We start from the raw sequence: 14,410 nt of genomic DNA, 5'->3' as shown, positions 1-14,410 counted from the left end.
ATAATCCATCTCACTAACGCTGAAAAATATGATTTAAATCATAAAATTATTTTTATCTATTCTAAACAAATACTTACATTTGCGCCTTATTTAAAACTGTTCTACATAAAAATAAAATGAAAAGACAACTACTTTCTTTGGGTCTTCTATTGATCGCTGTTTCAGCAAGTTCACAGATGAAAAATGCTGAAGTAGACACCATCAGAACTCAGACCATTGAGGATATTAATCTTCACAAAACAGGAAATCCGAACCAGGCTAGACCATTATCGACAAAATCAAACCTGACGGTAATGGAAAATCCACAGCCTATTGCTATTGTTACTCACGAAATCATTGAGCAGCAGCAGGCAAAACAGCTTAGCGATGTTCTTCAGAATGTAAACGGTCTGTATATCACTTCATCCAGAGGAAATTCTCAGGATAGTTTTGGTGGACGTGGTTTCATTTTAGGAAATGATAACATCTTCAAGAATGGTTCAAGAATAAACAGTGGTGTTTTCCCTGAAGTAAGTGGTCTGGAAAGAGTAGAAGTTTTAAAGGGAGCGAATGCTATGCTTTTTGGTAATACAGCAGCTGGTGGTGTTATCAATATGATTACCAAAAAACCTAAATTCAATTTTGGGGGAAGCGTAGGATTAAACGGAGGAAGCTGGAATTCCTATAAGCCAACAGTTGATATTTATGGGCCTCTATCCAAACATGTTGCATTCAGAATAAATGGTGCCTATGAGCATGCTGAAAGTTTCAGAGATGTTGTAGAATCAGAGAAATACTACTTCAATCCTTCATTTTTATTTAATTTAAGCGATAAATCTCAGTTAATTGTTGAGGCAGATTATCTTAAAAATAATTTTACTCCGGATTTCGGAATCGGATCTATTACTGAAAAAGACCAAAGCTACAGATTGAATGATGCTGTTTCCAGAAACACATTCTTCGGTACTGACTGGCAATATCAAAATGTACAGCAAGCTTCTACGAACGTAACTTTTAATCATCAATTTAACGAAAGATGGTCTTTGAACGCTACAGCTTCTTACCAAAACTACACTAAAGATTATTTTTCTTCTGAAAGAGTACAATGGATATATGACACTAAAGATGCTACTGTAGATCCTAACAGATTATCATGGAAAAGACCTTTTGGCAGAACTTACAACGAACAAAATTATACTTCTGCACAGGTAAACATTAATGGTGAATTCAATACAGGAAGAATCAACCACAAAGTTTTAATTGGTTCAGATGCTGATTACAGCCAGGCAGATGCGTATGCATATAATATTGCAGCTCCAAAAAATCTTCTGTATTTAGATGATCCATCAACATGGGGAAGTATTGATATGCCAAATTCTACTCTTAATACAAGAAACAGAATCAATACAAGAAGAATCGGGATCTATGCACAGGATTTTATCAGCTTAACCAAACAACTAAAAGTAATTGCAGGGTTAAGATGGTCTTATATAGAAAATATGCCTACGCTGACAACTCGTTTTACATTAAATGATAAAATTGAAGTTGCCAATTCTTCGACATCTGACAATGCATTCTCTCCAAAAGTAGGTTTGGTGTATGCTCCAAATGAAAATCTTTCGGTGTTTGCAACATATACTAATTCGTTTGCTTCAAATGCTGGATATACTTCAGATCAATTTGGTACAGTAAACACCAATCAGCCTGTTTCAGATGTTCAAAATCAGTTAAATACTTTATCAAGACAAAGTATAAAGCCGTCAACAGTAGATCAATACGAAATCGGTATTAAAAAGAATTTCTGGAACAATGCTTTAGCGGTTAACTTAACAGCTTACCAGATTATGTACAATAATTATTATCAAACATATTGGTTCGCTTCTGCTCAAAACGGAGCTCCGGTAAATTCAACAGATACCAATCTTAAAGAATTTGCAGGAAATATGAGAAGCCGTGGTGTTGAATTAGACATTACAGGAAATCCTACAGAAAACTTATCTATAATCGGAGGTTTTTCTTATAACAATTCTGTTTATACCGACACTCCTGAAAAAGGATACGTTGAAAACCAAAGACTGGTAAGAACACCAGCTACAACAGCGAATGCTTCTGTTTTCTATAAATTTACAAACTACGTAAAAGGTTTAAAAATTGGAGCTGGAGTTTATTACATCGGAGACAGAATCGCCGGATGGAATGATTCAAAATCTACAAACACAAGCAGAAATAATGTGAGCAGAATGTTTGATCTGAAAGACTATACAACCGTTTCTGTATCTGTAGGCTATGAATGGAATAAATTCTCTATCCAGGGGAAAGTGGGGAACCTGTTTGATGTCGTAAATTACAATGTTCATGAAAATTATTCAGTGAATCCTATCACGCCGAGAAATTACTATTTCACACTGACATACAGACTTTAGAATTCTTTATATAATAATTCTTTCATTAAAAGTGGAAATTGCATTTTTGCAGTTTCCACTTTTGAAATTTTAAAACAAAAACAAAACAATAAGATATGGATAAGATTAAAGACACAAGAAGTTTCATGAGAATTACACACCGTTATCTGGGATATTTCCTTGCCGGAATTATGGCAGTATATTCTTTAAGTGGAATCCTTCTCGTGTACAGAGACACTGATTTTCTGAAAAGCGAAAAGAAGTATGAAAAAAATATCGCAGCCAATCTTTCAGAGAAAGAACTGAAAAAAGAGCTGAAGATGAAAGGTCTTGAAGTGGAAAAAACAGAAGGAAGTGTTCTTTATTTTAAACAGGGAACTTATGACAGTGCAACCGGAAAAGCAAAGTATACAAAGAAAGAGCTGCCTTTCGTATTAGACAAAATGGTTTCTCTTCACAAATCACAGTCTAAGGATGCTATATCGCCTCTAAGTGTATTCTTCGGAGTTTCTCTTTTCTTTTTTGTGATTTCAAGTTTCTGGATGTTTAATCCTAAAACAAAGGCTTTCAAACGCGGAATCAAGTTTACGATTGCAGGGCTGATCATATCTATCATTCTTTTATTTGTTTAATACTCAGCACACTGAACAAAGAGAGAAAAGCACTTGGGATTATTACTCATTTTTATCATTTCCTTTTTAAAACCCGCTTTTTATTTTCTTTATCATTATGAAATCCTCAGTTAATATGTTAAAAAAATGAATTATATCTCCCTGAGAATATTAACGTTTATTTAGAAAAATTACCTAAAATTAAGAGTATGGCACATTTATTGTTTTTTCTATAACTCGTGAATAATAAACATTTAATTATTAAAATAATAAATTATGAAAAAACTTATTTTAACAGGGATATTAGCCGTAGCAGGTTTAACAGCAACCGCAAACGCTCAGATTCAAAAAGGTAATTGGATGGTAGGAAGTAGCATCGTAGCCAGTAATTTTGGTTTAAATACGGGTGGTGGATATAATATTTCATTACAGCCAAAAGCGGCTTACTTTATTCAAGACAATGTAGCTGTTGGGGGATATATAGATTTAGGATTTAATAAAGTAACAAATGGATCGCCTACCAATTTTGTTTATAAAGTTGGGGCTTTAGGCAGATATTACGTTTCTCCAGGAGAAAAAGGAGTCGATAATCTATTACACCACGGAAGATGGTTCTTTGAAGGTAATGTAGGTATTGGAGGTACTTCTACTGAAGGATCTAACTCTACAACAGGTTTAGATTTTGGAGCAGGTCCTGGTTATTCATACTTCATTACACCAAACATTGGTGTTGAAGGCCTAGTAAAATATAATGGTGTTGCAGGATTTGGTAGTGAGGGATTAACTTCTACTTTAACTTTCAATGTTGGATTCAGTATTTATTTACCAACTTCTAAAGGTAAACAAATCATCAACGACGTTAAGTAATCACTGAAATACTTATAAAAAATGAAAGCGCCCCGAAAATTTATTTCGGGGCGCTTTTCGTACAAATTAAAACTAAACTATAAAAAATCAAATAAATCATGTATTGGGTTGTGGCGTGTATCGTAAATAAGGTTTTATTTCTGTCACTCCTTTTGGAAAAATCTTTCGTGCTTCTTCTGTAGAAATCGTTGGCGGAACAATCACATCTTCTCCATTTTCCCAGTTAACAGGAGTAGCCACGCGATAATTATCCACAAGCTGTAAAGAATCCAGCACTCTAAGGATTTCATCAAAATTTCTTCCTGTAGAGGCCGGATAGGTAATAATCAGTCTAACTTTTTTGGAAGGATCAATAATCAAAAGAGAACGTACAGTAGCCGTCACCGAAGCATTAGGATGAATAAAATCATACAGCTCAGAAACTTTTCTGTCTTTATCAGCAATAATAGGAAACTGTACATTGGTATTCTGGGTTTCATTAATATCTTTTACCCAGTTTTGGTGATCCTCTACTCCATCTACACTTAAAGCAATCACTTTCGTTCCTCTGGCATCAAATTCAGATTGCAATTTTGCGGTGTATCCCAACTCTGTAGTGCATACCGGCGTATAATCTGCAGGATGCGAAAACAGAATCCCCCAGGAATCTCCCAGATAATTATAGAAATTAATATCACCTACAGATGACTCTGTCTGAAAGTTGGGTGCTGTATCTCCTAGTTTAATTGACATAATGCTTTTTCTTTATAGTCTACAAATTTAGTAGACTTTTTGGAACTGGCAAATTTTTTGATGAAAATTTATATCTTTAATTAAAATTTTTATTCATGGAGAAGACCGGACTCAGGTATGTAGATCTTGTTTATAAAGTATTGGAAAACTGGTATGTGACATTTGCAGAGCTTACCCCAAAACTTATTGTCGGAATTTTAGTATTTACATTTTTCCTGATTACCAGTAAATATTTAAGTCAGGCAGCCGTAAAACTGTTCCATAAATTTTTCCCGAAGAGCAAAAAAGAAAGTTCACTAGTGACTTTAATCAGTATATTCAGATTCCTGATCATGCTGATGGGAACTTTTATTGCACTGGAAATAATGGGATTCAGCGGTTTTCTCTGGAAGTTTATCGGAAGTTTGGGGGTTGCAGGGGTTATTGCAGGGGTTGCCCTGAAAGATCTTGTATCCAGTATTTTCTCCGGAATGCTGATTGGAATTGACAAAGCATACAAAGTAGGAGATTATATTACGATTGGAGCACATTCAGGGACGGTACAGGAGATCGGTTTTTTAACAACCAAAATTCTTACTGATGACGGGAAGAAGGCTTATATTCCTAATCAGGTCGTCTTCAATGCTCCGTTTTATAATATTACAGCTTCCCCACAACGCAGGATTATTTTAAATTTTGAAATTCCTGCTGATGAAGATATCAGTATAGCGCAGAAAGGGATTCTGGATGTGATTAAAAATCTTGACAATGTGGATAAGTTAGACACCATTGAGGTGATCTTTACAGATCTGAAACAAGGTGCATTTAATCTTCAGGTGAAGTTCTGGATAAAAGTAGGTTCTAATCTGGCTCAGGTAAGAAGTAAGGCTTATTTAGGGATTAAAGAGCGTTTTGATGTGGATAAAGTGCAGTTGGTAACGCCAACGAGTATCAGTATTACGAGTGGAGAGACTAATTTGCCGGAAAATTATCAGGATAAGTAAAAAATAACATATGAAGATAAAGACCACTTCAAAAATGAGGTGGTCTTTATTTTATACTATTAATAAAGGTTGAGTATCATAAAGGCTTTTATATTGATATATCGGTTTAATTAGGTTTTCTGCTATATCCGTTTTAGATTAAAATAGTTATTACATAATTTCCTACATTTATGAAAAGATCTAACCAACAAAATATGTCATCACAATCAAATTCATTCCTCCCTATTGAATCAAAAACTTCAAAAGGACTTACGTTATTGATAAAGACTGTTGGCAGATCATTTTTAATTATCACCCCTTTATCCGTTATAATAATGGCTATATTGGTATTGAATGCAAAAGAAATCTCTGTAGAAATAAAGATTGTTTTAATTGGCCTTTTTACAGCAATTGTGAGTTTGTTTGCCTGGCTAGTCACTCAGAAAATCAAAAAAAATACAACCACCCACATTATTGTTGATGAAAAGGGACTTCATCATTATCGCAACCAGGACATTTTACATTCTATACCGTATGCTGATCTTCTTCCAAACCCTGAAAATGGCAAATATGATGTATTTCTGACTGAGTATCATGAATCTGCTCCTAGTTTATGTATTTATTTCTTTGAGCCGGTATTAAAAAAAATTATCAGTAAATCTGTCAATTTAGATATTGATCTGGTTATTACAAATGGTAATTTATTACTTAAAAATTTTGTAAAAGGAATATTGATTTTCAGGCCGGATTTAAAAATTGCACCCAATGTTCTGGATCTTTTCAGACTGGAAGAATTCAATAAATAAAATCACATCATTTCAACGGTTAGCCTTCCAAAATAATAACAAAAAAACCGTTCCAAAAATGGAACGGTTTTCTATTTATTTGAAAATTTTAGATTACGCTAAAACTTCTTTTACTTTGTTTGCAGCTTCTTCTAAAGTAATTGCAGAGTGTACCGGAAGACCAGACTCGTCAATTAATTTTTTAGCTTCTACAGCATTAGTTCCCTGTAATCTTACGATCAATGGAACCGGAAGGCTACCCATCGCTTTGTAAGCATCTACAACTCCCTGAGCAACTCTGTCACATCTTACGATACCTCCGAAGATGTTGATCAAAATAGCTTTTACGTTTGGATCTCTTAAGATGATTCCGAAAGCAGTCTGTACTCTCTGAGCATCAGCAGTACCACCTACGTCAAGGAAGTTAGCCGGGTTACCACCTGATAATTTGATGATATCCATAGTTGCCATTGCAAGACCAGCCCCGTTTACCATACAAGCAACGTTACCATCTAGTTTTACGAAGTTAAGACCAGCTTCACCAGCTTCTACATCCATTGGATCTTCTTCTCTTGTATCTCTAAGTTCAGCTAAGTCTTTGTGACGGAACAATGAGTTATCATCTAAAGTTACTTTAGCATCTACAGCGATAATCTTGTTATCAGAAGTTTTTAATACCGGGTTGATTTCAAAAAGAGAAGCATCAATTCCTGTATATGCATTGTAAAGAGATGAAATAAATTTCACAAATTCTTTGAATGCGTTTCCTTCAAGACCTAGGTTGAAAGCAATTTTTCTAGCCTGGAACCCTTGAAGACCAATAGCAGGATCAATAAGTTCGTTGTGGATCAAATGAGGAGTTACTTCAGCAACGTGCTCAATATCCATACCACCTTCAGTAGAATATACGATTGTATTTTTTCCTTCAGCTCTATCTAAAAGAATAGAAACATAAAATTCTTTAGTTTCAGATTCTCCTGGATAATAAACATCTTCTGCAACCAAAACAGAGTGTACTTTTTTACCTTCAGCAGAAGTTTGAGGAGTTACCAACTGCATTCCGATGATATTCTGAGCGTTCTCTTTAAGTTTATCCATGTTTGGAGAAAACTTAACACCCCCACCTTTACCACGACCACCTGCGTGAATCTGCGCTTTTACAACCCAAGCCTGAGCTCCGGTTTCAGCAGTCAATTTTTCAGCAGCTGCTACAGCTTCATCTACGTTGTTTGCAACGAAACCACGTTGGATAGCTACTCCATACTTTGATAAAATCTCTTTTGATTGATACTCGTGAAGATTCATATTATTTTTATTATTTTATTTTAATATTTAAAGGTTGACAAATTTACTAAAAAGACATGGAAGTTCAAGTTTATTGACTCAAAAATTAAAGTCTGATTGACTTGATTTTTAACATATCACTCAAATTTCCTTTATTCTTCCACTAATTTCTCAGATTGTGATCCGATGAACGGAATTCTTGGAGCCAGAAAATATCCTGTGAGACTCGCAAATAATATCGGTACAAAATAGGTAAACCCGGTAAGTGTTCCTAAGATAATGGTAGTACTCATCGGCGTTCTTGTCACACAGGCATTAATCGCCGCCATGCAGCTTACAATAGCTAATGTAGTATCTACACCTGGAAATAAATTATGGATAATCAATCCTAATGTGGTGCCTACAAAGAACAGCGGAATGATAAATCCTCCCCTCCATCCTGAAGTTACTGTAATGGCAATCGCCAGTATTTTAAAAACCAGAATCAGGATTAAGAAATTGAGTCCGAAATTACCACCGATCAGCTGGTTGATCTCGTTATGTCCAAAGTATCTTGTAATAGGGAAATTATAGGCAATGATTCCTAAAACAATTCCTCCTACCAATGTTTTAATGTAAATCGGAAATTGTCTGTATTCAAAAACTTTCTTGAAAAACTTAACAACAAAAATGAAAATCCATCCAAAAAATGTTCCTACAATTCCGAACAGCGTAGCATATAGAAAATCATATACTCCGGTATAATGATAGGCTTTCAAATCCCAGGTTGCCCCGATTCCTAAGTGGATGATCAAAGCAAACATCAGATAACTGAAACAGCTCGCTACCAACGCAGGAATAATGGCTTTATAATATTCTACAGCGTGTTTATGATGCAGGATTTCCAGAGAAAAAAGACTTCCTCCCAGCGGTGCACCAAATAATGCAGTAAAACCTGAAGCCATCCCGGCAATACTTAAAGAACGCAGCTCTTCTCCTTTTAATCTGAAGATTTTCCCAAGCCAGGTTCCCGTAGAACCGGTTACCTGTACCAAAGGAGCTTCCGGCCCCAAGCTTCCTCCTGAAGCTACACAAAACAGGGATGAAAGAATCATCGAAGGATTGTTCTTCGGTTCCAGCTTTCCTTTATTGAATCTGATATTATTAACAATCAAATGAATTTCTCCCGGATCACCAATAAAATGAATCACCAATCCAGCCAGCAATCCACATATTGCCATGGTCGGAATCACCTGCCATCCTTGAAACCCGGACAGGAATTCAGTGAAATGCTCCAGTACGATCCAATATCCTCCGGCAATAATACCGCCTACAAGACCTGTAACAGCCCACATGAAAAAAGTACGGCTGAATACGAACGGATTGAATCTGATAGGTTGATCTAAGAGATTGAATGTTCTTATTAAGCGTCTTCTCCTGTTAATCTTCATTCTTAAATTCTGTTTTTAGCAAAATATAAGATCAGCATTCCCCAGCTTAAGATCATCATCAGCCCTCCAAGCGGAGTGATAGGTCCTAAGAATTTAAGGTTCATCCCTAGATAATCCTGCATACTCAGAAAATAGATGCTTACAGAGAACAACAATGTTCCTGCAATCATTAAAATGGAAGTCCATTTTTCTGCAGAAGTTTCAAATTTTAAGATATATCCGATGATCAGCAGGAAAAATGCTGCATACATCTGATATCTTACTCCTGTTTCAAAGCTTTCTAGCCTCTCCACAGCTAATATTTTCTTTAAAGCATGCGCTCCGAATGCACCCAGGATCACAGACACCATTCCGTAAACCGCTCCAAAAACTAAAGTAATTGTTTTCATTTTATAACTCTTCTAATTCTAGGGTTAAATATTTTTTTGTTTTATAATCCTGCCAGGTTCCAATGATTTTACTTCCTTTCAAATCCGCTTCTATTAAAGCTCTTGGTATCCATTCCTTAAGTTCTTCGCTATGATAATCATCTTCAGTGATAGAAAAATGTTCATGGACAAATTCTCCTCTCCAGTTAATCGGTTTTTTATTCTTATCATACCAATAAGTGGCGGAAAAAGAATCGTCTTCATTGATTTCGTTAAACAAAACCATAACAGGATATTTTCCGTCAATTTTCCCTTTATATAATTTATTTCCGGGCCCAGTCTGCCCTATCTTTTCAGAACCCGAAATCAGATTCTTACCATAAATGCTCAGGTATTTTTCAAGTTCTTTATAGGTAAATTCAATCTCATGACTTCCCAGATCGTCCAATGCCCGCATGGCATGATTAGAACATCTGCCTGCCACAAAAGTAATTTTATCCTTACCAAAAAAATACCGGATACCATTCAAAGTATGTTCTATGAAACAATCTTCATACATTGCAATTTGATCCTGAACTTCCTCTGATGGATTTTTTTCAGATTTTAATTTCACGAGAAAGTCATTCACTCTCTTTTTTACTCTACTTTGAATCAAACCATTGACTGCTTTCCTGCTCTCTGCCCGAAATAAATCTTCAGCATTGATAAAATTTCCAGTCCTTAGATCAAAATTCTTCCAATCTTCAAATTCTTCCGGATAGGCTCCAGAAGCTTCACCATGAATACCCATTGTTAAGATATTTTTAGGCGTTTCCAGTTTCTCCCAATCATAAAAGTAAAGATAGTTGGAATACGAATTCGTAGCTGTAGAAGCCAGCTTAAAAGGATTTCCACCGGAATTCGGGATATATTCCAGTTCGTTTACCTGAAGAAATGTATTGATCTTATTGGCCACGGAAGGATTTGCAGAATAAGTAACTACAGGAAACACAAAGTTTTCTGATTTGGGCTGTAAATCCTGTATTTTTAAATCTTTCTGCTGAGAAAAACTTAAACCGGAAATCAATAAGAAGAATACAATACTCTTTTTCACTATTTTGATTTTAAGTACATTAAAATGAACTTGGCTACCAAGGTAGAGATTCCCAGTATAATAAACATATTAGCAAATCTCTTGGAGCTTCTGAACCCTTCATTGTTGGTTTTCTTTAAAAAGAATCCAAAAAGAAGGAATCCAATGGGCAAAATGATCTGTAACATTAGTTTCCTCTCATTCTGTTAAATTCATTGATCACCTCGTGATGGCTCACTGTCTTATCTTTGAAATACGTTACAAAGTGCTGCTTTTCCTCTTCTGTAGCACCCAATTGGTTCAGAATATTCAATAAGTGCATTTTCATATGACCTTTCTGGATTCCTGTGGTCACCAATGAACGCAATGCACCAAAGTTCTGTGCAAGACCTGAAACGGCAAGAATACTCATAAGCTCCTGAGCAGAAGGTTTTCCAAGAAGAGCCAAAGAAAATTTTACCAATGGGTGAAGATTCGTAAGCCCTCCTACAACTCCTACAGAAATAGGTAGATCAATCCAGAATCTGAAAATGCCATTGTCTGTTGTACAGTGTGTCAAAGATCTGTATTGTCCGTCTCTTGCAGCATAAGCATGTGCACAGGCTTCTGTTGCTCTGAAGTCATTCCCGGTAGCAATTACAACAGCATCTACGCCATTCATCACTCCTTTATTATGAGTAGTTGCGCGGTAAGGTTCAATTTCAGCAATAGCAACTGCCTGTTTGAATTTAGAAGCAAATTCTTCAGGAGAAATTCCGCTGTCGTCTTTTAAGTCTTCCATTTTACAGGAAACCTCAGCCCTCACGATACAATCAGGTGTAAAATTGGAAAGGATATTCATCACGATCTGCAATGAATTCTTTTCTTCCTGGGTAAAATCTTCGCTGGTTGCCACTTCCTGTCTCAAAGTTTTTCCAAACTGCTCAAGACATGAGTTGATAAAGTTCGCTCCCATAGAATCTACCGTATCAAAGCTTGCTTTCAGCTGGTAATAATTCGGCATTTCTGCAGTTTTATCCACCAGATTGATATTTAAAATACCACCGCCGCGTTTTCTCATGTTCGATGTGATATCTTCTGTCGCTTCAAGTAATTTTTTCTTTAAACTGAAATTAAAGAAATGTAATAATTTATGAGATTCAACATTAAAAATAAAATGGGTGTGCCCCAGTTTTTCAGTGTTGATAATCGTTGTTTTAAAACCTCCTTTATCGATCCAGAATTTTGCAGCTTTGGAAGCGGCAGCAACTACAGAGCTTTCTTCAACGGCCATTGGAAGTGCCAGCAGCTTTCCATCGATCAAAAAGTTCGGGGCAATTCCGTAGGGCATATAAAAATTGGAGATCGTATTTTCAGAAAACTCATCGTGAAGTTTCTGAAGCTCTGCATCATCGTTCCAGTATTGTTTTAATATATTTTGATATTCCTGGTTTCCTTCAAGATATTCGTTTACGAGCCAGTCGATTTTCCCCTGCTTTGGAAGCTTGGAAAAACCTTCGATTGGTTTATGATTCATGATATAAACTTTAATGAGCCGTAAATATAATGATTTTGAGACTCTTTTTTGTTGATAACTTCTATGAAAAAAGATTGACTTTTATCAATTTTGGAACTAAATTTGAACAATATAAAATTATAATATTGATACAAAACAGATCAATCACTTAAACATATGAATTTTGACCGCCTTAAAGAAAAGCTTGAAATCCTTGCTGATGCAGCGAAATATGATGTTTCCTGCTCATCAAGCGGAGGCTCAAGAAAGAATAAAAAAGGAGCTTTAGGAGACAGTTCCGCAAGTGGCATTTGTCATACTTATACGGAAGATGGACGATGTGTTTCTTTGCTTAAAATTTTATTAACCAATCACTGTATCTACGATTGTGCATACTGTGTTTCCAGAAGTTCAAATGATATTAAAAGAGCTGCTTTTACGGTAGAAGAAGTCGTGGATCTTACAATTAATTTTTACCGGAGAAATTATATTGAAGGATTATTTCTAAGCTCAGGAATTTTCAAAAATGCAGATACAACAATGGAACGGCTGGTGAGAGTTGCCAAAAAGCTGCGTCTGGAAGAAAATTTTAATGGGTATATTCATCTGAAATCTATTCCCGGGGCAAGTGATGATCTGATGCAGGAAGCGGCTTTGTATGCAGACCGTTTGTCCGTAAACATTGAAATTCCTACAGAAAGCGGATTAAAATTGCTGGCTCCTGAAAAGAATAGGCAAGATATGATCAGTCCTATGCGGTATATTCAAAAAGGGATCATTCAATATAAGGATGAAAAGAAAGTTCTGAAAAAAGTACCAAAGTTTGCTCCGGCAGGACAGTCTACACAGATGATTGTAGGAGCAACCAATGAAAACGACCTGCAGATCATTAAAGTTGCCGATCATTTTTATAAAAATTTTAATCTCAAAAGAGTTTATTATTCCGGATATGTTCCGGTTCTGGAAGATCAGAGATTACCTTCTTTAACAACTGAGGTTCCAATGCTTCGTGAAAACCGATTGTATCAGTCGGATTGGCTGATGAGATTTTATGGCTTTAAAGCTGAGGAAATTTTAGATCCGAATGTTCCTTTCCTTGATCTGGAAATGGATCCGAAATTAAGCTGGGCATTACGAAATCTTGATCAGTTTCCGGTAAATCTTCAGACTGCAGAATATCGAACAATTTTAAGAATTCCGGGAATTGGGGTAAAAACGGCTCAAAAAATTATCAGTGCAAGACGTTTTCAGGTTTTAACGATGGATCATTTAAAAAAACTGGGAGCAGCTGTCAACCGGGCAAAATATTTTATTGATTTCAATGCAGGGAATTCCTACCTGAAATATTTAACGGATAAAAATTTTAGAAAGCTGTTGATTGGTGGGAGTTCTTCAAAGTTTCACAATCAATTCTCACAACAACTGACATTGTTTTAAACACAAACTACACGATTTTCTCATAAATGATCACTAATTTATTGCTTCGATAAAACAGCACTTTTGTCATTCTGACGAAGGAAGAATCTCAGAATGACAGGCAGCACAACTAAATTTTAAAATTAATAATGACAACCCTACTCTACGATGGAAGTTTTGACGGTCTTTTTACTGCGGTATTTGAAGTTTTTGAATATCGTTATAAAGATGTGGAAATTGCCAGCAGAGAAAGATTTCATCAGGAAAATATTTTTGCTGAAATCCACGAAGTCATTACGCAAACAGAAAAGTCTGAGCGGGTTCTCAACAAACTGGAGCAGAATATTGGGAAAGTGGGTATTCATAAGCTTTTAAAAGTTTTTTTATCAGAAGATCCGGATCTTGAAAACCTTATCCTGTCTGCCGTCAGACAATCCATCAAACATCCCGGAGAAAATATTCTTGAAAACTTTGCAGACAACAATATTCTACAAATTTCAAAAATCTGTAAATCGGTTGATAGGGAAAGGCACAGAATGACTGCTTTTGTCCGCTTTGAAAAAATGAAAGATGGTGTTTTCTTTTCCAAAATAGATCCCGATTTCAACGTTCTTCCGTTGATCCGAAAACATTTTAATGACCGTTATCAGGATCAGAAATGGATGATCTATGATCTGAGGAGAAATTACGGCATTTTTTACGATCTGGAAAACTGCGAATTCTTCTACCCTGATGAAAAACCGGATTTCAATAAGTACCAGCAAAAGTTTCATGATGAAGAGATGAATTATCAGGTGCTTTGGCAGCGATATTTTACTAAAACCAATATTGTAGAACGAAAGAATATGAAACTTCATATTCAGCATGTCCCGAAAAGATACTGGAAGTATTTGACAGAAAAATGGTAAGGCAAAATCCCATATTGTGGATAACTTTTTTTTCAGTGAAGAAAATACTGTATTTTGAAACCTTTTTTTTAATTCTCATTTAAACTATTAATTTAGTGA

13 protein-coding genes are annotated in these 14,410 nt (G+C 35.6%); 7 read left to right on the top strand and 6 right to left on the bottom strand.

Going from position 1 to position 14,410, the window contains the following annotated elements; genetic code table 11:
- The first annotated feature begins 116 nt into the window (after window positions 1–116).
- From LC457_RS10870 to LC457_RS10860, 3 genes are all read left to right on the top strand, one after another.
- On the top strand, window positions 117–2,402 hold the full coding sequence (locus tag LC457_RS10870; RefSeq protein ID WP_223599856.1) for a TonB-dependent siderophore receptor: 2,286 nt from the start codon (window positions 117–119) through the stop codon (window positions 2,400–2,402).
- Window positions 2,403–2,497: 95 nt separating this feature from the next.
- Window positions 2,498–3,013: a hypothetical protein gene (locus tag LC457_RS10865; RefSeq protein WP_223599855.1), complete on the top strand. Its 516-nt coding sequence runs from the start codon at window positions 2,498–2,500 to the stop codon at window positions 3,011–3,013.
- A 255-nt stretch (window positions 3,014–3,268) separates the two neighbouring features.
- Entirely contained in the window at window positions 3,269–3,859 is a 591-nt protein-coding gene (locus LC457_RS10860) for a porin family protein (protein WP_223599854.1), read from the top strand.
- Window positions 3,860–3,955: 96 nt separating this feature from the next.
- Here the strand turns inward: LC457_RS10860 and LC457_RS10855 are convergent, their stop codons facing one another.
- Window positions 3,956–4,591, bottom strand: a complete 636-nt coding sequence (locus tag LC457_RS10855) for a peroxiredoxin (RefSeq protein ID WP_223599853.1) — start codon at window positions 4,589–4,591, stop codon at window positions 3,956–3,958.
- A gap of 95 nt (window positions 4,592–4,686) precedes the next feature.
- Here LC457_RS10855 and LC457_RS10850 point away from each other — a divergent pair, with 95 nt between their 5' ends.
- Both LC457_RS10850 and LC457_RS10845 read left to right on the top strand, forming a co-directional pair.
- Window positions 4,687–5,574, top strand: coding sequence for a mechanosensitive ion channel family protein (locus tag LC457_RS10850; protein ID WP_223599852.1), 888 nt, complete (start codon window positions 4,687–4,689; stop codon window positions 5,572–5,574).
- Between the two features lie 194 nt (window positions 5,575–5,768).
- Window positions 5,769–6,359 carry a hypothetical protein gene (locus tag LC457_RS10845; RefSeq protein WP_223599851.1) on the top strand — a complete coding sequence of 197 codons (591 nt, stop codon included), beginning with the start codon at window positions 5,769–5,771 and terminating at the stop codon, window positions 6,357–6,359.
- Window positions 6,360–6,452: 93 nt separating this feature from the next.
- Here LC457_RS10845 and sucC read toward each other — a convergent pair whose 3' ends face one another.
- From sucC to LC457_RS10820, 5 genes are all read right to left on the bottom strand, one after another.
- Window positions 6,453–7,643: an ADP-forming succinate--CoA ligase subunit beta gene (gene sucC / locus LC457_RS10840; RefSeq protein ID WP_034694875.1), complete on the bottom strand. Its 1,191-nt coding sequence runs from the start codon at window positions 7,641–7,643 to the stop codon at window positions 6,453–6,455.
- 131 nt (window positions 7,644–7,774) lie between these two features.
- The gene (locus tag LC457_RS10835; RefSeq protein WP_223599850.1) at window positions 7,775–9,052 is read right to left on the bottom strand and encodes a chloride channel protein; all 1,278 of its coding nucleotides are present in this window, start codon (window positions 9,050–9,052) and stop codon (window positions 7,775–7,777) included.
- Between the two features lie 2 nt (window positions 9,053–9,054).
- A complete protein-coding gene (locus LC457_RS10830; RefSeq protein WP_034694871.1) occupies window positions 9,055–9,441 on the bottom strand; it encodes a DUF423 domain-containing protein in 387 nt (128 codons plus the stop codon).
- Window position 9,442: 1 nt separating this feature from the next.
- Window positions 9,443–10,513, bottom strand: a complete 1,071-nt coding sequence (locus LC457_RS10825; protein WP_223599849.1) for a hypothetical protein — start codon at window positions 10,511–10,513, stop codon at window positions 9,443–9,445.
- A gap of 166 nt (window positions 10,514–10,679) precedes the next feature.
- A complete protein-coding gene (locus tag LC457_RS10820; RefSeq protein WP_223599848.1) occupies window positions 10,680–12,008 on the bottom strand; it encodes a hydroxymethylglutaryl-CoA reductase, degradative in 1,329 nt (442 codons plus the stop codon).
- Between the two features lie 156 nt (window positions 12,009–12,164).
- Between LC457_RS10820 and LC457_RS10815 the strand changes: the two genes are divergently transcribed.
- Entirely contained in the window at window positions 12,165–13,424 is a 1,260-nt protein-coding gene (locus LC457_RS10815; protein WP_223599847.1) for a putative DNA modification/repair radical SAM protein, read from the top strand.
- A gap of 128 nt (window positions 13,425–13,552) precedes the next feature.
- The gene (locus LC457_RS10810; protein ID WP_223599846.1) at window positions 13,553–14,311 is read left to right on the top strand and encodes a TIGR03915 family putative DNA repair protein; all 759 of its coding nucleotides are present in this window, start codon (window positions 13,553–13,555) and stop codon (window positions 14,309–14,311) included.
- The last annotated feature ends 99 nt before the right edge of the window (window positions 14,312–14,410 follow it).

This window comes from Chryseobacterium sp. GVT01B (genome assembly GCF_019970045.1).
Classification (GTDB): Bacteria; Bacteroidota; Bacteroidia; order Flavobacteriales; family Weeksellaceae; genus Chryseobacterium.
The sequence above is the reverse complement of the archived record's forward strand: the minus strand, read 5'-3'. Positions and strand labels throughout refer to the sequence as shown.

Bases quoted from the DNA above. Each gene is read 5' to 3' on its own strand.
- LC457_RS10830 (WP_034694871.1), bottom strand. From the start codon at position 9,441: ATGAAAACAATTACTTTAGTTTTTGGAGCGGTTTACGGAATGGTGTCT.
- LC457_RS10845 (WP_223599851.1), top strand. From the start codon at position 5,769: ATGTCATCACAATCAAATTCATTCCTCCCTATTGAATCAAAAACTTCA.
- LC457_RS10850 (WP_223599852.1), top strand. From the start codon at position 4,687: ATGGAGAAGACCGGACTCAGGTATGTAGATCTTGTTTATAAAGTATTG.
- LC457_RS10865 (WP_223599855.1), top strand. From the start codon at position 2,498: ATGGATAAGATTAAAGACACAAGAAGTTTCATGAGAATTACACACCGT.
- LC457_RS10810 (WP_223599846.1), top strand. From the start codon at position 13,553: ATGACAACCCTACTCTACGATGGAAGTTTTGACGGTCTTTTTACTGCG.
- sucC (WP_034694875.1), bottom strand. From the start codon at position 7,643: ATGAATCTTCACGAGTATCAATCAAAAGAGATTTTATCAAAGTATGGA.
- LC457_RS10870 (WP_223599856.1), top strand. From the start codon at position 117: ATGAAAAGACAACTACTTTCTTTGGGTCTTCTATTGATCGCTGTTTCA.
- LC457_RS10820 (WP_223599848.1), bottom strand. From the start codon at position 12,008: ATGAATCATAAACCAATCGAAGGTTTTTCCAAGCTTCCAAAGCAGGGG.
- LC457_RS10815 (WP_223599847.1), top strand. From the start codon at position 12,165: ATGAATTTTGACCGCCTTAAAGAAAAGCTTGAAATCCTTGCTGATGCA.
- LC457_RS10855 (WP_223599853.1), bottom strand. From the start codon at position 4,591: ATGTCAATTAAACTAGGAGATACAGCACCCAACTTTCAGACAGAGTCA.
- LC457_RS10860 (WP_223599854.1), top strand. From the start codon at position 3,269: ATGAAAAAACTTATTTTAACAGGGATATTAGCCGTAGCAGGTTTAACA.
- LC457_RS10835 (WP_223599850.1), bottom strand. From the start codon at position 9,052: ATGAAGATTAACAGGAGAAGACGCTTAATAAGAACATTCAATCTCTTA.